We start from the raw sequence: 21,387 nt of genomic DNA on the forward strand, positions 1-21,387 counted from the left end.
ATGCCGGGCATGGGCTTGTCGGGGATCCGATCTATGGTGGCAAGCGGAAACTGGCCACCAGGGCGTTTACGCCCGCCGCTGCCGAATGCGTGTACGACTTTCCCCGGCAGGCGCTTCACGCCGCCGTATTGGGGTTCGAGCACCCGGTGACGGGCGAACACCTGCGGTTTGAGGCCGAACTGCCGCAAGACATGGAGAACCTGATTGCCGCGCTTCGCGCGCCGCTGACACAATAAGCAAAGTCCTGTGAGTAAGAGTTTCTTATCTTTCCTTCATGAAAGATTAATTTCAGACTGTTAGCAGCACCTCTTGAACAGGATGGGTTCTTTACCCATATCCTATGTTAAAGACTTAAACATTTGTCGGAGGGACATCATAATGGCAAATTACGCAAATCTCCCCGCGCCGACGCCCGAGGGCGGCCTGAACCGCTATATGCAGGAGATTCGCAAGTTTCCCCTGCTTGAGCCGGAAGAAGAATATATGCTGGCCAAGCGCTGGGTCGAAGAGCAGGACACAGAAGCCGCGCATAAGATGGTGACATCGCACCTGCGGCTGGCGGCCAAGATTGCCATGGGATATCGCGGCTACGGTTTGCCGCAAGCCGAAGTGATTTCCGAAGCCAATGTGGGCCTGATGCAGGCGGTCAAACGTTTTGACCCTGAAAAAGGCTTCCGTCTGGCCACATATGCCATGTGGTGGATTCGCGCCTCGATTCAGGAATATATCCTGCGGTCGTGGTCGCTGGTTAAACTGGGCACAACCTCGGCGCAGAAAAAGCTGTTCTTTAACCTGCGCAAAGCCAAAGCGCGCATCGGCGCCCTGGAAGAGGGCGACTTGCGTCCGGAAAATGTCGCGCAAATCGCCAATGATCTGGGTGTGACCGAAGAGGAAGTGATCAGCATGAACCGCCGCATGTCCGGCGGGGACGCGTCTCTGAACGCCACGGTCGGGTCCGAAGGCGAAGGCACGATGCAATGGCAGGATTGGCTTGAGGATGAAGATGCCGACCAGGCCGGAGATTATGAGGCGCGCGATGAGCTGGAAGCGCGTCGCGAGTTGCTGGCTGCGGCGCTTGACGTGTTGAACGACCGTGAAAAGGATATCCTGACTCAGCGCAGGTTGCTGGATCAGCCGGTGACGCTGGAGGACCTCAGCGCCCAATATAATGTCAGCCGCGAGCGGATTCGACAGATCGAAGTTCGCGCGTTCGAGAAACTGCAAAGGAAAATGCGGGATCTTGCGCGTGAAAAAGGGATGCTGGGTGTCAGCTGACCACGATACCAGCCTGCTGCAATAGCTGCGGGCTGGTTTTTTGCATTTGTGCGAAGAAACCTCCTCTACGCGCACATGCCCGGCGCATCCTGACGACTCATTACCAGTTGATCGTCTGAGGCCGCTATCCTGACTGTGAAGCCAAAAGAATGGCCGCAGGGTCAAAGCTATGGTAGGGCAAAGACGCGTTTCATTTCGATGACGGTGTGACAGGTCGATCCTGCGGACCTCGCAGGGGAACGAACCCTTTGGGGTTCGAACATCTATGGAGAGCGTTATGCAAAAACCGGTTCAGTTTGGCGTGTTGGGAGCCGCGAAATTCGCGCGTGAATACATGGCACCGGCGATACATGCCTCCAACGGGGCGCGATTGGCTGCGCTGGCGACGTCGGATGCGGTAAAGGCTGAACCTTTTTTGTCTTTCTGTCCCGACCTGAACATGTTCGACAGCTATGATGCGCTGTTGGCAGACCCCGGTATCGACGCGGTCTACATTCCACTGCCGAACCACCTTCATGTGGAATGGAGCCTGAAAGCGCTGGATGCCGGCAAACATGTGCTCTGCGAAAAGCCGATGACAATGAAGGCGGATGAGTTTGACGCATTGATCCAAAAGCGCGACGAAAGCGGCCTGCTTGCTGCCGAGGCGTATATGATCGTGCACCACCCCCAATGGCAATTGGCACGCAAACTGATTGCGGATGGCGCAATCGGAAATCTGGTGCATGTAACCGGGGCGTTCAGCTTCGACAATCGGGCAGATACCCAGAATATTCGAAACCGTGCTGAAACGGGCGGCGGCGGATTGCGTGACATCGGTGTTTACGTGATCGGCGGCGCCCGGTTTGCTACGGGGCAGGAACCTGTGGCGATACAGTCAGCCATCCGTTGGCAGGATGAAATCGACATCTTCACCGAAATTCGCGCGCAGTTCCCTGGTTTTACCTACTCAAGCTACGTGTCCATTCGGATGCATCCCCATCAAGAAATGGTGTTTCACGGGGAAAACGGCCTGATCCGCCTGACAACACCGTTTAATGCGCGTGTGTTTGGTGAAGCCCGGGTCGAGTTGCATCGCCCGGGGCTTGAGGTACTGGTTACCCGGTTCCCCGGAGCGGACCATTACAAGCTTCAGGTCGAGGCCTTCTGCCGCTCGGTCAGGGAAGGGGTAGAGTATCCCTGTCCGCTGGAGTTTTCTCGGGGGACGCAAGAGGTGATTGATCGTGTGTTCGCGGGTGCAGTTTCGCTGTAACTTGCCCTTTGCGCGGGCTCGGCTATCCTTTTGCGTACGTTTAGCAGGAGATGACCCATGGCCGGAGGCTGGGCGCGCGACGGCGCAGTAAACGAACAGATCGAAGCGTCGATTTCGGATGAGCTGGCGCGGATGCAGGCGCAAAAGCGGCCTGTAGGTGAAAGCCTGACTCATTGCGCCGAATGCGAAGAGCCGATCCCTGAAAAACGCCGCGTTGCTTTGCCGGGCGTGAAGCTGTGCCTTGAGTGCCAGCAGGAACGCGATGGCGCGTTCAAGGCACGTGGCGGGATCAACCGGCGGGGGTCGAAGGACAGTCAGCTGAGGTGATCTCAGGTACGGCTGCTAAGAGCCCATTGGAGACATGTAAGTTCTACGCTGTTCGTACTGCCGAGATTGCCAAAGCCACCGCCACGTATGACCGCGGTCCGTCGTCATCACCGTCAAGATATGCGAGCCGGACAGCATCTTTGATTTTCGACTTCAGATCGCCAGGCCTTTTTGAAAGATAGGCGGGAATTGGGCCATCCTCTCCATCAAAGGGAACCCAGTAATCGTCGAACGAAGTGAATTCGGTTCGGATCATGATTTCTCCCTCCCGAACATCGGTAAAGCCTGCCGAAAAGGCGACTTGCTTTAGCTGTCCTGGCTGTCGGAGTGGGCGCGTGAAGTTCTTTTTCCTGAGTGCTTCAGCTCCTTCGTCCAGCACCGCAGCAGTGTCCAGAAACATTCGATTGAATACCAGACCTCCTCTGGCGTCCCACACAGCCGCAGAAAATTGAGCGCCGGGCTTGAGCACTCGAAAAATCTCTTTGAATGCGAAATCGGTCTCAGGGATGAAATCCAGCACAAGCTGGGAAAAGGCCTGCCCGAAATGCGCGTCCGGGAATGGAAGTGTTGTCAGGTCGGCGACACCGAATGTCGTGCGACTGTCCGAGATGCTTTTTTGGGCGTGCGCGATGTAGGCTGGGGAAATATCGACCCCTACGATTTGTGCCCGTGAGGTTCTGCGCTGCATCTCCGCGGTCAATGATCCGGTGCCGCAACCTGCATCGAGTATCGGGCCGCTGTCGGAAATTTCTGAAAAATCCAGAAAACCAGGAGCTAGAAGCCTGCTAAAGCGACCCATCTGCAACTCGTAGCCTGCACCAGTTGACGCCGCGAAATCGGATGTCTTTTCAATCATGAAAACCTGCCCAGCTGCGGGCATCCAAGTGCACCCACTCAACTAGTAGCACAGCGCCACAATAACTCCTAACTTTGTCCGCTTTGTCCGCGTAGCGGGCATTCAGGAGCCCCTTGGGCGCGACATTGCCGGGCATGGCAGGTTTTTTCCGCAAGGCAGATGTCGCCGCTTTCTGTCGAGGGCGTCTCAGCCCTCCATCGCCTCCAACTCGTCGATAAAGCCTGAGATCATCGACAGGCCCTTGTCCCAGAACTTGGGGTCGCTGGCGTCCAGACCGAACGGGGCCAGCAGTGCCTTGTGGTGCATCGAACCACCAGCGCGCAGCATGTCGAAATACTTGTCCTCAAACCCATCCGCGCCGCTTTCGTAAACAGAATAAAGCGCATTCACGAGGCCGTCGCCGAAGGCATAGGCATAGACGTAAAAGGGCGAGTGAACGAAGTGTGGGATGTATGCCCAGAAGGTCTCGTACCCGTCCATGAATTCAAATGCGGGGCCAAGGCTTTCGGCCTGTACACTCATCCAAAGGGCGTTGATGTCATCCGGGGTCAGCTCGCCCTCACGTCGGGCAGCGTGCAGCTTGCATTCAAAGTCGTAGAAGGCGATCTGTCGGACCACCGTGTTGATCATATCTTCGACCTTGCCAGCCAGCAGAACCTTGCGCTGTTCCGGGGTTTCCGCCTGTTCCAGCATCTTGCGGAAGGTCAGCATCTCACCAAAGACAGAGGCAGTTTCCGCCAGCGTCAGCGGGGTGGATGACAACATCTCGCCCTGGCCTGCGGCCAGCACCTGATGGACGCCGTGTCCCAGTTCATGAGCAAGCGTCATCACATCGCGCGGTTTGCCCAGATAGTTGAGCATCACATAGGGGTGGACATCCGTAACTGTCGGATGGGCGAAGGCCCCCGGCGCTTTGCCCGGTTTCACCGCCGCGTCGATCCATCCTTTTGAGAAGAAAGGCGCCGCGATTTCGCCCATGCGGGGATCAAAGGCATCATACGCGTTCATCACCGTCTTTTGGGCCTCTTCCCAATTCACGATACGCGTGTCTTCCATGGGCAGGGGCGCGTTGCGGTCCCAGACCTGCATGACGTCCAGTCCAAGCCACTTGCGCTTCAGCTCATAATAGCGATGGCTCAGCTTGGGGTAGGCGGCCACGACCGCCTCGCGCAGGGCCTCGACCACTTCGGGTTCGACGTCGTTCGACAGGTGACGCCCGGTCTGAGCGGTCGGCATCTTGCGCCAGCGATCAACGATTTCTTTCTCTTTGGCCTGCGTGTTGTGAACGCGGGCGAAGGTTTTGATGTTGTCCTGAAAAACCGATGCCAGTTCACGCGCCGCGGCCTCACGTTTCGCGCGGTCCTGTTCCGTCAGCAGATTCAGGGTGCCTTCGATGTTCAGTTCTTCACCGTCGACATGAAATGCCAGTCCGGCAATCGTTTCGTCGAACAGACGTTCCCACGCGTCGCCGACAACCCCCAGATCATGAAGGAACTTTTCCAGCTCGTCAGACAGTTGGTAGGGCTTCATTGCACGGATGCGACGGAACACAGGTTCGTAGCGGGCGAGATCCGTGTTGGCCGCAAAATGCGCTTTCAGAACATCGTCTTCGATCCGGTTGATCTCGAGCGTGAAGAACACAAGCGGAGTGGTGAAGATCGTGATCTTTTCCTGCATATCCGACAGGAATTTGGCGCGCTCTGCGTCTGTGGTCAGTTGGTAATAGCGCAGACCTGCAAACGACATGACACGCCCGGCGATGGCGTTGATCTTTTCGTTGCGATGCACACAGGTCAGCAGGTCTGCGGCCTCCAGATCGGCCAGCTTGCCTTCGTAATCGGCAGCAAATGCGGCACATTCGCCTTCCAGCCAATCCAGATCGCGCGCTAATTCGGGTGCGTTTTCCGAGGTGTAGAGATCGCTCAGATCCCATTCCGGAAGATTGCCCAGATTGCCGGAGCCACCGATTGCGTTCGCGTCACGGACAGGGAAAGGAAGGTCGCGCATGGATCACCTTTAGTAGACTGCTTTTGCAAACATCTAGGGCTGGCGCGCCCGGATCACAAGCGGCCAATCCCAAAGGTGAAAGGGTTTACGAGGAAACCAGCTCGGGTGCGCCATTGGCCTGATTGGCCAGAAAATGCGCCGCAATCTTGTCCAGCACCGGCCCCCGAACCTCGGGTGCTTCCATTAGTACCTCGTGTTCACCATCCGGAATTTCGATCAGCGTTCCGTTGGGCCAATTGGCCATGCGCGCACGAATTGCCTTGCGGTCAACGATTTGCTCATGGCTGCCCAGAAATGTCAGGCAGGGTGTCTGAGGGGCGGTCTGCTCCATTAACCAAGCACATTCATCCAGCGACTCGCGCAGCCACAGATTTGAAGGGGCACCAAGCGCGAGTTCTGGGTGTGCATTCAACTGATCCTGCATCATCCGGTACATGTCCGGGTCGCGGGTCAGCATGTTTCCCTCGAAAGGTTGCGACAGGACATAGCTTTTGAGTGTTGTGGTGGGGGGCGTTCGTTCGCCCAGGCCAAGCGCTGTGCCCCAATAGGCCGTAACGCGGCTTAGGGGTTTCATGACCGGAGTGAAGAAAATTCCCCACATTGGGCCCGTGAACGCGCAAGCGGCAAAACATCCTTTCTCGATGACGGCACGCAACCCGATTGCACCGCCCATCGAATGCCCGACCACGTACCATGGTTTTGGCAGATCCAGCGCGCTTGCAAGTTTCAGAGTGACCTGAACGTCCTGCTGGTAATCGGTGAACTGATCGACATGTCCGACCCGAGCATCGTCCAGCAATCGATCTGCAAGACCCTGACCGCGCCAGTCGACGGCCAGCATGGCGAACCCACGCTCTACGAATTCGCTGGCAGTAGTGCCGTATTTCTCAATGTATTCCGTGCGTCCAGGAAACATCATGACAGTGCCATGTACCTTTCCGTCCGGAAGCCAGTGAGCAACGCGAATGCGTTTTTGATCCGACGTTATCAACCAGTGGGCCTTTCCACCGGCGGGGCCGCCGGCCACGTCTTCAAACAAAGGGGCCGGCGAGAACTCCATCAGGCCAGTACCGATGCAAGTTTCATGGCAACACCCATGTCGCCATCAATGCTCAGCTTGCCGGACATGAACGCACCTGTCGGGTTCAATTCACCGCTGAGGATTTGTTCGAACGTGTCGGCATCAGCGCTTAGGGTGACATCAGCGTCATCGTCGCTGACCCGCGCGCCGTTGGAATCCAGGACAATGGCACCCAGATCGGCGATATCAAACTTGGCCGAGGCATCAAACGCGCCGCCTTCCAGTTTTTCATTCAGCGCGGCAGCTGCCTTTTCAAGTATCTCGCTCATGTTTTTCCTCATATTGTTAGTGCGCCGTGAATGGACATCCCCGGTCGCAACGCTACACTGATTATTGTTATGAGCATTGCAATCCACAATCTCAAAGGTATCGTCGCGGCACTTTTTGTCCTAGTCACGATTTCCTCCACTTGCCTCGCGCAACAGGCGGATTCGCGGAACGAGGGTGAATTGCTGCAACAACTTGCCCAATCGACGCCAGATCAGGCCATCGCTTTGGATCGGCAGTTGCAAGCCCTGTGGGCGCAGTCCGGTTCAGCATCGGCTGATCTGCTGCTAGAGCGTGGCCGTGAAGCGCTGGATGACGGCGACGTAGGTGCGGCATTGGAACACCTGACCGCCCTGACGGATCATGCGCCCGAATTCGCTGAAGGCTGGCATCTGCGCGCTTCGGCCTTTTTCGGAATCGAACGGTTTGGCATGGCCGCTGCCGATCTGGAGCATGCCCTGACCCTGAACCCCAACAATTACGAGGCAATCTATGGTCTGGGCCTGATCTTTGAGATTATCGGACAACCTGACAAAGCCTACGACGCCTATTCACGGGCATTGGCTATACATCCCCACCACGAAGAAGTAACCAATGCGGTGAATCGACTGAAGCCGCAGATCGACGGCGCAGCGCTGTAAGGTCCGGGCAGGGGGCAAAGGTGAGCGGGTCATCCCGAATAGTGGCCGTTCTGGGCCCTACGAACACAGGTAAAACCCATTACGCAATCGAACGGATGCTGGGATACCGCACAGGTATCATCGGTCTGCCGCTGCGTCTGCTTGCGCGCGAGGTCTACGATAAGATCGTCGCCATCCGCGGGCCGTCGATTGTTGCGCTTGTCACCGGTGAAGAGCGGATCGTGCCCCCCCGGACCCAGTATTGGGTCTGCACTGTCGAGGCGATGCCCGAAGGTGTGGGTGCGGATTTCGTGGCGATTGATGAAATCCAGCTGTGTGCCGACCCCGAGCGCGGCCATGTCTTTACAGATCGCCTGCTTCGGTCGCGCGGAACAAACGAGACACTTTTTCTTGGCTCTGACACCATGCGTGGCCCGATTGCCGCGCTGGTGCCCGAGGCGCAGTTTGTCCGGCGCGAACGGATGTCGCAGCTGGTCTATTCCGGTTCGAAGAAACTCAGCCGGATGCCGCCCCGCAGCGCTATTGTCGGATTTTCGGTCGAAAATGTGTATGCCATCGCGGAGCTTCTGCGCCGCCTGAAAGGTGGCGCGGCGGTGGTCATGGGTGCCCTCAGCCCGCGGACGCGGAATGCTCAGGTGGAGCTTTATCAAAATGGTGAGGTTGATTACCTGGTCGCCACAGATGCTATCGGCATGGGCCTGAACCTGGATGTTAACCACGTTGCCTTTTCATCCCTGACCAAATTCGACGGGCGGCGGATGCGTCCGCTGGCCCCAAATGAGCTGGCCCAGATCGCCGGTCGGGCCGGGCGCGGGATGTCGGACGGCACCTTTGGCGTGACCGGAGAGGCACCGCCGCTGGGCGAAGGTGTCGCGCAGGCGATCATGGACAGCCGGTTCACGCCGATGAAAAAGCTGAACTGGCGGAATGCCGCTCTCCGGTTTGGTTCGATTGACGCACTGATCAACTCGCTTGAAGTCAGTCCAAATGACGAGCACCTGATCAAAGCCCGCCCTGCTGATGACCTGAATGTGTTGAAATCGCTGTCACAACAGGCCGAGATTGTCGCCCGCGCAAGTGACGGTCCATCCATTCGATTGCTGTGGGATGTGTGCAGAATCCCTGATTTTCGCGGCATCAGCCATGCAGAGCACGCAAGCCTGTTGGAAGTGATCTATGGCCACCTGCACGAACGCGGCAGTATTCCCGATGATTTCATGGCCCGGCAGATACGGCGGATTGACCAAACCCATGGGGATATCGATGCGTTATCCAAAAGGTTGGCATATATTCGCACCTGGACATATGTTGCGCAACGAAACGGTTGGGTGCGTGACGAATCACATTGGCGTGACGAAACGCGCACTGTAGAAGACAGACTGTCTGACGCACTTCATGAGCGTCTGACTCAAAGATTTGTGGACCGGCGTACATCGGTTTTGTTGCGGCGGCTCAAACAGAAGGAGGCCCTTTTGGCCGAAGTAAATGACAAGGGTGAAGTGACCGTCGAAGGAGAATTCGTCGGTCGTCTGGAAGGGTTCCGGTTTAGTCCGGACAAAAGCGCGCAAGGAACCGAGGCGAAAGCGCTCAAATCGGCATCCCTGCAAGCACTCGCGCCGCAATTCCATCTGCGTGCCGATCGCTTCTACAATGCGCCCGATACCGAAATTGATTTCACCGATCAGGGCGGCCTGATGTGGGGCGAGTATGCCGTTGGCAAACTGGTTGCCGGGTCCGAACCTCTCAAGCCTGTGGTCGAGGTTTTTGTGGACGAGGCCGCCGGTCCGGATGTCGAACAGAAGGTGCGGCGCCGGTTGCAGCATTTCATCGACCGCAAGATCGCTGCGCTGTTCGAGCCGCTGCTGAATCTGTCGCGCGACGAGGAGCTCAACGGGCTGGCGAAAGGGTTTGCCTTCCGCATGGTCGAGGCGCTGGGCGTACTGCCGCGCGCCGGCGTCGCGCAAGAGGTCAAGGATCTGGATCAGGACGCACGTGGCGCATTACGCAAGCATGGTATCCGGTTTGGCCAGTTCACCATCTTCATGCCGCTCTTGCTGAAGCCCGCACCGACGCGTCTGCGTCTGGTGCTGTGGGCGCTGTATGGCGGTTTGCAGGAATTCCCCGAAGCACCGCCTCCGGGGTTGGTGACTGTGCCGGTCGCCAAGGATGCACCGCAGGGTTACGACACCATGTGCGGCTACCGCGATGCGGGCGACCGATCGATCCGTATCGACATGCTGGAACGTCTGGCCGATATGCTTCGTGCGGAAGACAGCCGTGGCGGGTTCGAAGCCAAGCCGGATATGCTGTCGATCACTGGTATGACGCTTGAACAGTTTGCTGACCTGATGCAAGGGCTGGGTTACAAAGCCGAACGCGGCGAGCGTGGCAAGGTCAAACCGGAACCGGTTGAGCAGCCTGTGACAGAGGCGGCTGAACAAGCCGTTATCGACGAGACGCCAGCACCTGACGCGGCATCAGAAGAGGTCGCCGCGCCCGCAGAGGAGGCAGCCGAGGCCACCGAAAGCACCGAGACGGCAGCCGAGGCTGTCGCAGAAGGTCAGGTCGCGGAACCTGCGTCGGATGAACCCGAGGTCGAAGTGTTTTACACCTTCACCTGGGGTCGTCAGCGTCAGCCGAACCGTGGTCCGCGCCGCGAGCCGGGGCAGGGCAAGGGGAAACCGCGGGGCAAACCGCAGGAGGGCCGTGGCAAACCGCACGGCAAGAAGGGCGGAAAGCCGCAAGGGGCCAAGACCTTCTCGTCACGGCCACCGAAAAAAGAAAAGGCCATTGATCCCGACAACCCGTTCGCCGCAGCGCTTATGGGTCTGAAGGACGGTAATTGACGCAAGATGGCCGAGGCCAAACTGCGGATCGATAAATGGTTGTGGCAGGCGCGGTTCTTCAAGACCCGCAGCCTTGCCGCCAAACAGGTCAGTGGCGGCCATGTCCGGCTGAATGGAAACCGGGTGCTGAAACCGGCGCAGGCCGTGGCCCCCGGTGACGTTCTGACCTTCTCGCAGGGTCGCATCGTCCGCGTCATACGTGTGGAAAAACTGGGGGAACGCCGCGGTCCGGCGCCCGAGGCGCAAACTCTGTACTTTGATATGACCGAAAAGCAGGAAGCGCCTCTTGTAAATCCAGGTTTCGAGGGAAAAGGTCGGCCAACCAAGAAAGATCGACGCGCTATTGATCTTTCTCGCCCGGAAGATCACTGATCCTGTCTTGAAGAGCGGGCCAGACTGAATTAGCTAGTCGCTCAAACCGCAAACAGGAATCCGACCATGACCTATGTAGTCACCGAAAACTGTATCGCCTGCAAATACACCGACTGTGTCGAAGTGTGTCCGGTGGACTGTTTCTACGAAGGTGAAAACACGCTGGTCATTCATCCTGACGAATGCATTGACTGCGGAGTGTGCGAGCCCGAGTGCCCCGCCGATGCAATCCGCCCCGATACCGAGCCGGGTATGGAGGAGTGGGTCGAGTTCAATCGCAAGTATTCCGAACAATGGCCGGTGATCGTCACCAAGAAAGACCCGCTGCCCGACGCAGAGGAGCGTGACGGTGAAGAGGGTAAAATGGAGAAGTATTTCTCGGAAGCGCCCGGAGAAGGCGGCTGAGTGATTCGTTCCACACGGCCTGTTTTGACATAAAGATCACGGCACAACCTGTTGAACGCAGGTTAAATATGAAAAATTCCCGTAAGGTAAACTTTCGGGCGTCGTAATTTTGTGATATACTCCACCCCACATGATGACCGAGATTGGGATGCGCTCCGTAAGTATGCTCACTTTGGAGTATTGAATTTGTGACAATATCGCCGCCTGACGGGGCTGAGACAGTCCCCGCATGTGGTGTTTTTGTTGTCCGTGTCCCGTCCGCAAGCAAGGAAAAAACTGAATGACAAAGTCGAAAAAGCTCGAGTTCCGCCCGAACGACTATGTTGTCTACCCCGCCCATGGCGTGGGTCAGATTATTTCGATAGAGGAACAGGATGTCGCGGGATTCACGCTCGAGCTGTTCGTCATCTCATTTGAGAAAGACAAGATGACGTTGCGCGTGCCGACTAACAAGGCGACCGAATCCGGTCTGCGGTCGCTCAGCTCGCCCGATGTGATCAGCCAGGCGATGAAAACGCTGAAGGGCAAAGCCAAGGTTAAGCGCGCCATGTGGTCCCGTCGCGCGCAGGAATATGAACAGAAGATCAACTCGGGCGATCTGATCTCGATCGCCGAAGTTGTCCGTGACCTGCACCGCACCGATGATCAACGCGAGCAGAGCTATTCCGAGCGTCAGCTGTACGAAGCCGCTTTGGAACGTCTGACCCGTGAGGTCGCGGCTGTTTCAGGCGCTGGCGAGGTGTCTGCCGCCAAGCAGGTGGACGAAGTTCTGACCTCACGCGCTGCCTGATCGAAGGTACTTTGACAAAACGGGCCGCTCCGAATTTGGGGCGGCCTTTTTCGTGGCTTGGTGATTTGTTCATATGGCGCTAATTTCACTGTGTATGCAGCGGATTACCGGACAGACATGAAGCAGACTGTGAAATACCTGTATATCGGACACGACCCTGTTTCGGTTTGGTTTAGGTATGCGCTGATCCTGTTCGATGTTGCGACAATCATTTTCTTTGTCGCGACGGCCCACATCCCGCATGGGCCAGGTTTGACCGTTGCAAGCCAACTGGTCGGCGTGCTGATTTTTCTGGATTTCTCTGCGCGGCTCTGGATTTCAAAAGACCGCTGGAAGCTGTTGCGCCAGATTTACACGGTGGCGGATATCGTAGTCGTCCTCTCTCTGGTGCTTGATCCGTTTTTGACAGGCAACCTGGCTTTCCTGCGGATATTACGCGCCCTGCGTCTGATCCATTCATATCACCTGCTCTGGGATTTGCGGCGCGACAGCCGTTTTTTCCGCACGCACGAGGACGCTGTTATCGCAGCGATCAACCTGCTGGTCTTTGTCTTTGCCACCTCGACGGCCGTTTTGGTGTTTTTTATACCAGAAGACGCGCAAACGCCCTACGTAGATGCGCTGTATTTTACCATGGCGACGCTCACGACGACCGGGTTTGGCGACATCACTTTGGTCACACCGGGTGGCAAGCTGTTTTCTGTCTTCATTATGGTCGTTGGCGTGGCACTGTTCGTCCGGCTGGCGCAAGCAATTTTCGCGCCACAGAAGGTCCGTCACAAATGCCCCAGCTGCGGGCTGTACCGGCACGACCCAGACGCCGTGCATTGCAAACATTGCGGCGATACGTTGCGAATTGAAACAGGGGGGTCGCCTTAGGTCTGGGCGCTGAGTGTAAGCAGAAACGTGATTTCCGCCAATTGCTGCGACGCTCCCAGAATATCTCCGGTTTGACCGCCGATCTTGGTTTTTGCGACGAGCCCCAAAACGGCAACGACCAAAGTCGCGAAGACTATCGCGTTAAGCGCCAGACTTCCGCACAAGCTGAAAGCGACCAAAATCGCGATGCCCACAGCGATACAGGCTGTTCCTGCGCCGGGGGTACCAACCGAATGGCTCAGGCCCGACGTTCTGGCGTTTGGAAGAAGTACCATCAGTGCTGGCATCAATGCGCGGGAAAATACACAAGCCGCAACCACCATCCAGATCGGACCAGTGACAAGTATGGTAGAAATCGCGGATACTCGTAAAAGCTGCGACATCACCAAAGCGAGCACGCCGTAAGTTCCAATCTGGCTGTCCTTCATGATCTCCAGCCGCCGTTCAGCGGTGAAACCGCCCCAAAGCCCGTCGAACGTATCGGCCAGACCATCTTCGTGCATTGCCCCGGTCATCAGGATCAGCGCTGAAACCAGTAATGAAGCCGCCACAAACGGGGGCAGTTGAAGCCCCATCGCCAGCCAACCGGTCAGGCATGCCAACCCGCCAACGACCAGCCCAACCAGTGGAAACGCCCATACCGATTGTGCCTGCCGGGCAAAAACGGCTTTGGGCAAACGGGGCAGGGGCAGGCGGGTCAACAGCACCAGGGCCAGCGGAACATCCCACAGGGAAAACGGTTTGGTGTCGTTTTTATGCACGCCCGTGCCTTTCGGGGTCTTGTTGGTTTCGATCCTTCGGTTAAACACGCAGGACCACTCTGATGCAATGAGGCTTTCATGCTGCCTGAACTGAATGATTTGAACACGTTCCGTGCTGTCCTGGCGGGAGCTCCGGGCCCAGATGCCGCAGCGGTGCAGGGCGCGGCCGAGCGAAATGGACAATTGACCAAACCCCCCGGCGCGCTTGGTCGGCTTGAGGATCTTGCAGTCTGGTATGCAGGATGGCGGGGGGACGCCCGTCCACAGATCAGTGCGCCTCAGGTTATCGTGTTTGCCGGAAATCACGGTGTTACCGCGCAGGGTGTTTCGGCCTTTCCACCGGAAGTGACCGTGCAGATGGTGATGAATTTCGAACATGGCGGGGCGGCGATAAATCAGTTGGCCAGGGCCGCAGGCGCGAAGATGGATGTACACGCGCTGGATCTGGACAAGCCGACCGCGGATTTCACCCAAGCCCCAGCCATGACAGAGGATGAATTGCTAGCCGCGTTGCGCACTGGCTGGCAGGCCGTTGATCCGCAATCTGATCTTTTGGTGGTCGGCGAAATGGGTATTGGCAACACCACCCCGGCTGCGGCTATTGCCTGTGCTCTGTTTGGTGGCGACGCGTCCGATTGGACAGGTCGCGGAACTGGTGTGGATGACGCAGGTCTGGTCAACAAAACCCGTGTCGTGGCCGAGGGTGTCGCCAAACACGCGTCAGATGATGGTCTGGACATCCTGCGCTGTCTGGGTGGACGCGAGATAGTCGCAATGGCGGGTGCAATTGCTGCTGCGCGGGTGTTGCGCATCCCGGTGATCCTGGACGGGTTCATTTGTTCGGCCGCCGCCGCCTGTTTGTGGAAGCTGTCCGATGGCGCGCTGGATCATGCTGTGGCAGGTCACCAAAGCGCCGAAGCGGCCCATGGCGCCGTGCTGGCGAAATTGGGTAAAGAGCCGTTGCTGAGCCTTGGCCTGCGGTTGGGCGAAGGGTCCGGCGGGGCATTGGCGATCAACATTCTGAAAAGTGCCGTTGCCTGTCATTCCGGCATGGCAACCTTTGCCGAAGCTGGGGTATCTGACAGCTAAACCCGTACCTGGCCCGGGCAAAGGCTTGGGTCAGGCCGATTTTTTCGCGTGCTCTTCGGCCAGTTCCAGCAGCGCGGTTTCCAGATCCTTTTCCAGCGCCTGCGAACGCTCAATGTATTTTTTGTTTTCGGCGGTTGGCAGTCCGGGAACCCAAAGCTCGGCCAGATCACGCAATGACTTCCGGTCGTGGTGGTAAAACGTCTGCTCGGCCTGGGCTGCTTCGTACTCACTCAGCCCGATATTCTCCAGAACATAGCGACCTGCACGCAGCGAGCTGTCGAACATTTCCCGCACGATGTCATTGGCACCCGCCTGATACAACTCGTACACATGGGTCCGGTCGCGGGCGCGGGCGATGATGTGCAGGTCAGGGCGCTGCCGTCTGGCATAGCTGACCAGTCGCGTGACTTGCTTGTGATCATCCATAACGGCGACAAGAACGGATGCTTTGTCCAATCCCGCCGCGCGCAACAGTTCCGGCCGAGTGGGATCACCCAGAAAGCCTTTGACACCAAATCGGCGCATCAGCTGAATGGTTTCAATATTGTGGTCCAAAACGACTGTCTTGAAACCGCTGGCCCGTACCAGCCGGTTGACGATCTGACCAAAGCGACCAATGCCGGCGATGATGACCGGGCCCTTTTCGTCGATCACGTCCGGTTCGGGGGTGGTCGCTGAATCGCCAATCTTCTTTGACAAGGCGTCGTAGACAATGAAAAGAAGAGGTGTGATCAACATCGTCAGAGCAACGATCATCAGCAGCTTTTGCGACAGGTTGGGCGGAATAACATTCTGTTTCGTCGAAAATGCCAGCAGGACAAATCCGAACTCACCAGCCTGCGCTAACCCAAGGGTGAACAACCAGTGATCACGCCCCCGCAGTTTGAAAGCCTTGCCCACTAGATAAAGGATGATCCCCTTGGCAAGTATCACAAGCAGCGCCAGTCCAATCAGGTCCAGCGGGTCGTTGAAGAAATAACCAAAGTCTATTCCGGCCCCGACCGTGATGAAAAACAGCCCCAGAAACAACCCTTTGAACGGTTCAAGGTCACTTTCCATTTCATGTCTAAATTCAGAACTGGCCAAAACAACACCTGCCAGGAACGCGCCCAAGGCAGGTGACAGGCCGACCAGTGTCATCAGAAACGAAATCCCCACGACGATCATCAGTGCTAGTGCGGTGTACATCTCGCGCAGACGGGTTGCGTGGATGAAGCGAAACAACGGTCTTGTCAGGTAGACACCGGCCAGAATGACAAACACCACCGCGCCGATTGTGACCAGGGTAACGGCCCAGCCCGGCAACCCCTCGACCAGTGACAGGCTGTGATCGCCCGCGCCATGTGAACCTCCGGCCCCCCTGTCTATCGATCCATCGGCTTGGAAGCGCGGCATGGCGGGCAGGGCCAGCAGTGGCAACAAAGCCAGAATTGGGATCACCGCAATGTCCTGCGTCAACAGAACCGAAAATGTCGCACGGCCGCCATTTGTCTGCATCAGGCCTTTTTCTGACAAGGTTTGAAGAACGATCGCGGTCGATGAAAGCGAAAGGGTCAACCCCACCGCCAGGGCGACCGACCATGGATGGTTGGCGTACATGGCCACGGCAGCAATCGCGATTGTTGACAGCAACACCTGCAATCCGCCCAGACCCAATAGCTTGTCGCGCATGTCCCATAGGGCGCGTGGCTCCAGTTCCAGGCCAATGAGAAACAGCATCATCACCACGCCAAATTCGGCCACATGCTGAAGATTTTCGGTTTCCGCTCCGACAAGTCCCAGTACGGGTCCGATAATGATCCCGGCGGCAAGATAGCCCAGCACAGATCCCAACCCCAGTCTGGCAGACAGAGGAACGGCAATGACAGCCGCTGCCAGATAGATCGAAGCCTGGTATAGAAAGTCGTCCATGTGTATCCTCGGAACCTTTTCAGGTGGGAAGGGGGGCGTCGCGTTTAAGTTGATCCATTACGATCTGGCTCTGTACTCGTGCAACGGCAGGATGCGGCAGGATCACCTGATGTAGCAAGCTGTTGAGCGCGGACAGGTCGTCACAGTAGATGTGCAGCAGATAGTCGGCCTCGCCTGTCATCGTCCAAGCGCTGGTAATCTCGGGGCGGGTGTCGACCATGCGTGCAAAGCTTGCGGATTGCTCGGGGCCATGGGTGCCCAGATGCACCTGAACAAACCCCTGCACCTGCAGGCCCAGTTTCAGCGGGTCCAGCCGGGCAGCGTATCCGGTGATGTACCCTTCGACTTCAAGCCGCTGTCGGCGGCGTCCCGCTTGACTGGACGACAAGTTCAGCATTTCACCCAGTTGATGCGCCGTCAGATGTGCATCTTTTTGCAGCGCGGAAAGCAGTCGCTTGTCGGTTGCATCCAGCATGTGCGGAAAAATCCTGATTTTATTAATTTATATGCGCGTTTTGCGCGTCATCTTGCAGTTTATACGAAAACAATGCGCAGAAACAGCGCCAGAAAAGTCGTATTTTTGAATCAGCAAAGAAATTCCTGTTTTCGTAGGAGACGCGCCATGGGTCCTTTCCCGCACAATGCCCCGAAATCCGTGATCAGCGAAGAAAACCCTGCCGGTACAGATGGGTTTGAATTCGTCGAATTCGCCCATCCAGAACCGCAGGAGCTGCGTGATCTGTTCGCAAAGATGGGGTTTGATCTGGTGGCCCGCCACAAGGAAAAACCTGCTGTCGAGCTTTGGCAACAAGGGGATGTCACATACATCCTGAATGCTGACCCGGACAGTTTCGCGGCTAAGTTCGTGGCCGAACATGGGCCCTGCGCGCCATCGATGGGCTGGCGGGTGGTGGACGCGCAAAAAGCGTATGAGCATGCCCTGTCAAAAGGTGCGGAACCTTACGACCACGATGACAGAACAATGAATGTGCCTGCGATCAAGGGTATTGGCGGGTCGCTGATTTATTTCATTGATCAGTACTACGACACATCGCCCTATAATCAGGAATTCAATTGGATCAAGGAATCAAAACCTCGGGGCGAGGGGTTCTTCTATCTCGATCACCTGACGCACAACGTCTACAAGGGCAACATGGACAAGTGGTTCAAGTTCTATGGCGACCTGTTCAACTTCCGTGAAATCCGTTTCTTTGACATTCAGGGGAAGTTTACCGGCCTTTACAGCCGAGCGCTGACGTCTCCCTGCGGCCGTATCCGTATTCCGATCAACGAGGACCGCGGCGAGACCGGGCAGATCGTGTCTTACCTGAAGAAATACAAAGGCGAAGGCATTCAGCATATCGCTGTTGGCAGCGACGACATCTACGCTTCGACCGATGCTATTGCTGAAAACGGGCTGAAGTTCATGCCGGGTCCAAACGAAGCTTATTACGAGAAGTCCAGGACCCGCGTGGTCGGCCATGAAGAGCCGCTGGACCGGATGATGAAACACGGCATCCTGATCGACGGCGAAGGCGTCGTTGACGGAGGCGAGACGCGCATTCTGTTGCAGATATTCTCGAAAACGGTGATTGGCCCGATCTTCTTCGAGTTCATTCAACGCAAGGGTGACGATGGTTTCGGTGAAGGGAACTTCCAGGCGCTGTTTGAATCCATCGAGCGCGAACAGATCGAAAGCGGCGAGATTTCGGCTGCTTGATCAAAGTAAACCAACATGTCGGAGGCGGTTCTGCTGCCTCCGACGCACCTATTTACAGTTAATGGGTCAAGGCCTTGAGTGCCGATATCAGCCACGCGGCATCGCCAGCGTCACGTTTTGACCCTTCTTCTGATAACGCAGCTCGCTGTCGCTGATGGCAATGACCTTGCCGCCGTCAATACTGTCCCCAACTTTCAGTTTCTTGTAACGTCCACTGGGAAGCCGGACCAAGGCGCGCCGGTTGGCGGGTGTGCCGTAAACACCGATCAGATTCAGGCGACGCAAATTGATCGCGTTATCGAGCGTGGCCTGCCGGGCAACAGACGCAGTTGTGGGAATCTTGGGGGCGACAGATTTCGCCTGAAACGATCCGGATTCGTCAGAGCTCTGGTCCAGCGCGGCCGTTGATCCAAGATTGGAGTTACCAGAAGCGGGTGCCTTTGCAGTGTCCAGACCCGCCGGGCGCACCCTGGGGCGCGGGACACGGACAACGGCCAACGCGGTTGGCGTCTCGTCGATTTCTGTGCGCGCTTGCAGACTGTCCGGGCGTGCTTTTGGGCGCTTGGCCGAAAGCTCTGCCAGCGACCGCCCCCCCAACTGCCCGCGTTCGAAACTCTCGACCAGATCTGAAGGGCGAGGTTTGGGTCGTAGACCGGCCAACCTTTCGTCGACCTCGTCAAGTACGGGTTCATCTTCGAAACGCACTGGCGTTGCTGGCGGAACCTTTGACGGTCGGCCTTGATAAACGACAATCCCATCCGGGTTCAGCGTTCCTTCCGGTGTAGGTGCCACAAGCCCGCGATCATCCAGATTGAACCGCGCTCCTGCTATGCCATGTTGCACGTCCCGAACGAAGGGTTCGTCGGTATCGAAACTGGAAGCCGGGGGCAGGGCAACCGCATCGCTGGACAGGTCGGATTTGTCGATCGATGTCAGATACAAATCGTCCGGTTCCGGGGCTTCTGGCACGTCCAAAGCGGCCGGAGGCGTTACATTCACACCGGAGGCAGCGCTGATATCCTCATCTGCCTCGGGGTCCTGAGCGATGGGGTCTACCGGGGTAGGGGCCACCTTGAGCGCCTCAAGGATTGCCGCGTCGGTAGGGGTGAGCTCTGGTTGTTCTACGGCTTCGGCCTCGGCTTCGGCAGGTTCTGGCGTGGGGGGCACATCCCTGTCCAGTGGAGCCTCAGGCGGCAAGTTTTCAGGGGGGGTGATTGCCGCAACTTCGGGCACTATCAGTGGCAGGGCGTCGATATCCGGCTCGGAAACACCTATCTCGGTAGAAGTTGGACTCAGTGCGGTCTGATCTGTTTCTCCACCGCTGTCCAAGGCCAGCCAAACGCCGAAAGCGCCGCCAAGAAGAACCGCCGCGGCAAATGCCGGGATCGCAATGCGCGGTGCCTGCGCTTTCGTATTCGCAAACTTATTGTCAGGTGTTTCGGGGGTCAGAAACACGTTTGGTGCGGCTGTGCCTGCAATGGGATGCGCTGGTTTCCCGGCGGATTTTGCCGGTTCGGGCTGGTCTGTGTTTTTTGCCGACAGCGGTGGCTCTGCTGGTCGGGTTTCCGATGCGCCCGAACGCTCTGCGAACAATGCTTCTCGGGGGAATGCGTCTGCGTCTTCTTCGGCGCAAAATAAAACCGGCACGAAACCATGGTCCGAGGCAAAGGCCCGAGCCTCGCTCAGCGTTTCTTGCGCAACAGCCGCAACATAGGTGGTGCCGCCTTCGGTTTGATAGTCGTAGCTAAGTTCGGACAAAACGTAAGGCGTTGCGTCAGCAAGTGCGCTCTCAATGCGTTCCACTGTGTCTTGGGGGGGTAAGCCATCGGTTGCAACCTGAAGGTATCGAACCTGTTCGGAAGGCAAAACAAGCTTGCAGCTCAGGTCGTTTTCCAACGCAAAAGCGTTTTCCCGCAAAACCTGCATCTGACCAGACAGGTCCGGCGAATCCAAGGGAATCGAGCCGATAACGAACCATTCGTCATCCGAGTGATGATGCAATGATATTCCGGTCGCAGAAAAAGACAGCGCAAAGGCAGGTTTCATAATCCGCAGGAACCATAATTATCAACGTCAATGCAAACACCTTGGCGTTCGCAGACCGACATTAAAGCAGGAACTTGCCGAGGGAAAGAAAAAGGCAAACTCTCCTCTTGTATGGCAATGCATCGCCGACCCATCTTTAACCCAAGCAAATCGGAGTGATAACATTGAAGACATTCGCTTTTCTGGCCGCGATGATGGCCGCAACGACCGCTGGACTTGCCCATGCGGAAGAACGTCGCATCACAGTTGACGCAACTGGAACCATAGTGGTTGCCCCCGATATGGCGACGATCACATTGGGTGTGACAAATGAAAACGCCGAGGCTTCGGCGGCGATGCAGGCCACCTCGGACTCAGTTGCGAAGATGCTTGCGCGCCTGACCGGGATGGGGATTGAAGACCGCGATATCCAGACCCGCGATCTGTCGCTTTCCCCTGTTTGGTCCGGGCGGCACGGGCAGAATGGAGAAACACCGGAAATCTCGGGATTCGCTGCCTCGAACCGCGTGTTTGTGCGTGTGCGTGATCTGTCCAAACTAGGAAGTATCATGGATGCGGTCATTCAGGATGGCGCCAACGATTTCGGGGGCTTGAGCTTTGGGGTGCAGGATACCAAACCAATCGAGGCCCAAGCGCGCGCGCAAGCTGTGGGCGAAGCTATGGCCAAGGCCGAGCAGCTGGCACAGGCGGCGGGTGTAACCCTTGGCGCGGTGCAAACGATTTCGGAACAAACGGGGGGCGTGCGCCCGATGCCCGAGATGCGCATGATGAGCATGGCTGACGCAGGGGGTGTACCTGTGGCAGGTGGTGAGGTTTCGGTGTCTGTCAGCGTCTCGATGGTGTTCGAGATTTCCAAATGAAT

20 protein-coding genes and 1 pseudogene are annotated in these 21,387 nt (G+C 57.1%); 13 read left to right on the top strand and 8 right to left on the bottom strand.

The window, feature by feature from the left end; translation table 11 throughout:
- The 4 genes and pseudogenes from AC2FNC_RS09780 to AC2FNC_RS09795 form a co-directional block, all read left to right on the top strand.
- Positions 1–236 (top strand): annotated as a pseudogene (locus AC2FNC_RS09780) (RNA pseudouridine synthase); the annotation flags it as partial.
- 142 nt (positions 237–378) lie between these two features.
- On the top strand, positions 379–1,275 hold the full coding sequence (gene rpoH, locus AC2FNC_RS09785; RefSeq protein ID WP_480476596.1) for an RNA polymerase sigma factor RpoH: 897 nt from the start codon (positions 379–381) through the stop codon (positions 1,273–1,275).
- A gap of 277 nt (positions 1,276–1,552) precedes the next feature.
- Positions 1,553–2,527: a Gfo/Idh/MocA family protein gene (locus tag AC2FNC_RS09790; RefSeq protein ID WP_496715181.1), complete on the top strand. Its 975-nt coding sequence runs from the start codon at positions 1,553–1,555 to the stop codon at positions 2,525–2,527.
- A 57-nt stretch (positions 2,528–2,584) separates the two neighbouring features.
- Entirely contained in the window at positions 2,585–2,854 is a 270-nt protein-coding gene (locus AC2FNC_RS09795) for a DksA/TraR family C4-type zinc finger protein (protein ID WP_496715182.1), read from the top strand.
- 43 nt (positions 2,855–2,897) lie between these two features.
- On the opposite strand, the gene AC2FNC_RS09800 is transcribed toward AC2FNC_RS09795, so the two are convergent.
- The 4 genes from AC2FNC_RS09800 to AC2FNC_RS09815 all read right to left on the bottom strand — a co-directional run bounded on the left by AC2FNC_RS09800 (position 2,898) and on the right by AC2FNC_RS09815 (position 7,067).
- Positions 2,898–3,710 carry a class I SAM-dependent methyltransferase gene (locus tag AC2FNC_RS09800; protein ID WP_496715183.1) on the bottom strand — a complete coding sequence of 271 codons (813 nt, stop codon included), beginning with the start codon at positions 3,708–3,710 and terminating at the stop codon, positions 2,898–2,900.
- Between the two features lie 186 nt (positions 3,711–3,896).
- Positions 3,897–5,717, bottom strand: a complete 1,821-nt coding sequence (locus tag AC2FNC_RS09805; RefSeq protein ID WP_496715184.1) for a M3 family oligoendopeptidase — start codon at positions 5,715–5,717, stop codon at positions 3,897–3,899.
- Between the two features lie 85 nt (positions 5,718–5,802).
- Positions 5,803–6,777 (bottom strand): alpha/beta hydrolase, encoded by a 975-nt coding sequence (locus AC2FNC_RS09810; RefSeq protein WP_496715186.1) that lies wholly within the window; start codon positions 6,775–6,777, stop codon positions 5,803–5,805.
- Positions 6,777–7,067: an SCP2 sterol-binding domain-containing protein gene (locus AC2FNC_RS09815; RefSeq protein WP_480516666.1), complete on the bottom strand. Its 291-nt coding sequence runs from the start codon at positions 7,065–7,067 to the stop codon at positions 6,777–6,779. The genes AC2FNC_RS09810 and AC2FNC_RS09815 overlap by 1 nt, the downstream gene beginning before the upstream one ends.
- A 69-nt stretch (positions 7,068–7,136) precedes the next feature.
- Between AC2FNC_RS09815 and AC2FNC_RS09820 the strand changes: the two genes are divergently transcribed.
- The 6 genes from AC2FNC_RS09820 to AC2FNC_RS09845 all read left to right on the top strand — a co-directional run bounded on the left by AC2FNC_RS09820 (position 7,137) and on the right by AC2FNC_RS09845 (position 12,998).
- The gene (locus tag AC2FNC_RS09820) at positions 7,137–7,706 is read left to right on the top strand and encodes a tetratricopeptide repeat protein (protein ID WP_496715187.1); all 570 of its coding nucleotides are present in this window, start codon (positions 7,137–7,139) and stop codon (positions 7,704–7,706) included.
- Between the two features lie 20 nt (positions 7,707–7,726).
- Positions 7,727–10,552: a helicase-related protein gene (locus AC2FNC_RS09825; RefSeq protein ID WP_496715188.1), complete on the top strand. Its 2,826-nt coding sequence runs from the start codon at positions 7,727–7,729 to the stop codon at positions 10,550–10,552.
- Between the two features lie 6 nt (positions 10,553–10,558).
- Positions 10,559–10,924, top strand: a complete 366-nt coding sequence (locus AC2FNC_RS09830) for an RNA-binding S4 domain-containing protein (protein WP_209504209.1) — start codon at positions 10,559–10,561, stop codon at positions 10,922–10,924.
- 66 nt (positions 10,925–10,990) lie between these two features.
- Positions 10,991–11,329: a ferredoxin FdxA gene (fdxA, locus tag AC2FNC_RS09835; protein WP_170616129.1), complete on the top strand. Its 339-nt coding sequence runs from the start codon at positions 10,991–10,993 to the stop codon at positions 11,327–11,329.
- Positions 11,330–11,609: 280 nt separating this feature from the next.
- Complete coding sequence (locus AC2FNC_RS09840; protein ID WP_050603638.1) at positions 11,610–12,119, top strand: CarD family transcriptional regulator; 510 nt, start codon at positions 11,610–11,612, stop codon at positions 12,117–12,119.
- 117 nt (positions 12,120–12,236) lie between these two features.
- Positions 12,237–12,998, top strand: coding sequence for a potassium channel family protein (locus AC2FNC_RS09845; RefSeq protein ID WP_480476612.1), 762 nt, complete (start codon positions 12,237–12,239; stop codon positions 12,996–12,998).
- On the opposite strand, the gene cobS is transcribed toward AC2FNC_RS09845, so the two are convergent.
- On the bottom strand, positions 12,995–13,807 hold the full coding sequence (gene cobS / locus AC2FNC_RS09850; protein WP_480516672.1) for an adenosylcobinamide-GDP ribazoletransferase: 813 nt from the start codon (positions 13,805–13,807) through the stop codon (positions 12,995–12,997). The two genes, AC2FNC_RS09845 and cobS, sit on opposite strands and share 4 nt — an antisense overlap.
- 30 nt (positions 13,808–13,837) lie before the next feature.
- Here cobS and cobT point away from each other — a divergent pair, with 30 nt between their 5' ends.
- A complete protein-coding gene (gene cobT / locus AC2FNC_RS09855) occupies positions 13,838–14,848 on the top strand; it encodes a nicotinate-nucleotide--dimethylbenzimidazole phosphoribosyltransferase (protein WP_480516674.1) in 1,011 nt (336 codons plus the stop codon).
- A gap of 30 nt (positions 14,849–14,878) precedes the next feature.
- Here cobT and AC2FNC_RS09860 read toward each other — a convergent pair whose 3' ends face one another.
- Both AC2FNC_RS09860 and AC2FNC_RS09865 read right to left on the bottom strand, forming a co-directional pair.
- On the bottom strand, positions 14,879–16,759 hold the full coding sequence (locus tag AC2FNC_RS09860) for a monovalent cation:proton antiporter-2 (CPA2) family protein (protein WP_480493394.1): 1,881 nt from the start codon (positions 16,757–16,759) through the stop codon (positions 14,879–14,881).
- A 19-nt stretch (positions 16,760–16,778) separates the two neighbouring features.
- Entirely contained in the window at positions 16,779–17,234 is a 456-nt protein-coding gene (locus AC2FNC_RS09865) for an Lrp/AsnC family transcriptional regulator (RefSeq protein ID WP_480553259.1), read from the bottom strand.
- A 147-nt stretch (positions 17,235–17,381) separates the two neighbouring features.
- Here AC2FNC_RS09865 and hppD point away from each other — a divergent pair, with 147 nt between their 5' ends.
- Positions 17,382–18,479, top strand: a complete 1,098-nt coding sequence (gene hppD, locus AC2FNC_RS09870; RefSeq protein ID WP_480476620.1) for a 4-hydroxyphenylpyruvate dioxygenase — start codon at positions 17,382–17,384, stop codon at positions 18,477–18,479.
- A gap of 87 nt (positions 18,480–18,566) precedes the next feature.
- On the opposite strand, the gene AC2FNC_RS09875 is transcribed toward hppD, so the two are convergent.
- The gene (locus AC2FNC_RS09875) at positions 18,567–20,525 is read right to left on the bottom strand and encodes a hypothetical protein (protein ID WP_480516676.1); all 1,959 of its coding nucleotides are present in this window, start codon (positions 20,523–20,525) and stop codon (positions 18,567–18,569) included.
- 155 nt (positions 20,526–20,680) lie between these two features.
- On the opposite strand from AC2FNC_RS09875, the gene AC2FNC_RS09880 reads away from it, so the two are divergent.
- Positions 20,681–21,385, top strand: coding sequence for an SIMPL domain-containing protein (locus AC2FNC_RS09880; RefSeq protein WP_480516678.1), 705 nt, complete (start codon positions 20,681–20,683; stop codon positions 21,383–21,385).
- Positions 21,386–21,387 lie beyond the last annotated feature (2 nt).

The organism is Ruegeria sp. BHSA123, from assembly GCF_059613425.1.

Excerpts from the sequence above, each read along its gene's own strand:
- rpoH (WP_480476596.1), top strand. The coding sequence starts at position 379 with ATGGCAAATTACGCAAATCTCCCCGCGCCGACGCCCGAGGGCGGCCTG.
- AC2FNC_RS09790 (WP_496715181.1), top strand. The coding sequence starts at position 1,553 with ATGCAAAAACCGGTTCAGTTTGGCGTGTTGGGAGCCGCGAAATTCGCG.
- AC2FNC_RS09795 (WP_496715182.1), top strand. The coding sequence starts at position 2,585 with ATGGCCGGAGGCTGGGCGCGCGACGGCGCAGTAAACGAACAGATCGAA.
- AC2FNC_RS09800 (WP_496715183.1), bottom strand. The coding sequence starts at position 3,710 with ATGATTGAAAAGACATCCGATTTCGCGGCGTCAACTGGTGCAGGCTAC.
- AC2FNC_RS09805 (WP_496715184.1), bottom strand. The coding sequence starts at position 5,717 with ATGCGCGACCTTCCTTTCCCTGTCCGTGACGCGAACGCAATCGGTGGC.
- AC2FNC_RS09810 (WP_496715186.1), bottom strand. The coding sequence starts at position 6,777 with ATGGAGTTCTCGCCGGCCCCTTTGTTTGAAGACGTGGCCGGCGGCCCC.
- AC2FNC_RS09815 (WP_480516666.1), bottom strand. The coding sequence starts at position 7,067 with ATGAGCGAGATACTTGAAAAGGCAGCTGCCGCGCTGAATGAAAAACTG.
- AC2FNC_RS09820 (WP_496715187.1), top strand. The coding sequence starts at position 7,137 with ATGAGCATTGCAATCCACAATCTCAAAGGTATCGTCGCGGCACTTTTT.
- AC2FNC_RS09830 (WP_209504209.1), top strand. The coding sequence starts at position 10,559 with ATGGCCGAGGCCAAACTGCGGATCGATAAATGGTTGTGGCAGGCGCGG.
- fdxA (WP_170616129.1), top strand. The coding sequence starts at position 10,991 with ATGACCTATGTAGTCACCGAAAACTGTATCGCCTGCAAATACACCGAC.
- AC2FNC_RS09840 (WP_050603638.1), top strand. The coding sequence starts at position 11,610 with ATGACAAAGTCGAAAAAGCTCGAGTTCCGCCCGAACGACTATGTTGTC.
- AC2FNC_RS09845 (WP_480476612.1), top strand. The coding sequence starts at position 12,237 with ATGAAGCAGACTGTGAAATACCTGTATATCGGACACGACCCTGTTTCG.
- cobT (WP_480516674.1), top strand. The coding sequence starts at position 13,838 with ATGCTGCCTGAACTGAATGATTTGAACACGTTCCGTGCTGTCCTGGCG.
- AC2FNC_RS09860 (WP_480493394.1), bottom strand. The coding sequence starts at position 16,759 with ATGGACGACTTTCTATACCAGGCTTCGATCTATCTGGCAGCGGCTGTC.
- AC2FNC_RS09865 (WP_480553259.1), bottom strand. The coding sequence starts at position 17,234 with ATGCTGGATGCAACCGACAAGCGACTGCTTTCCGCGCTGCAAAAAGAT.
- hppD (WP_480476620.1), top strand. The coding sequence starts at position 17,382 with ATGGGTCCTTTCCCGCACAATGCCCCGAAATCCGTGATCAGCGAAGAA.
- AC2FNC_RS09875 (WP_480516676.1), bottom strand. The coding sequence starts at position 20,525 with ATGAAACCTGCCTTTGCGCTGTCTTTTTCTGCGACCGGAATATCATTG.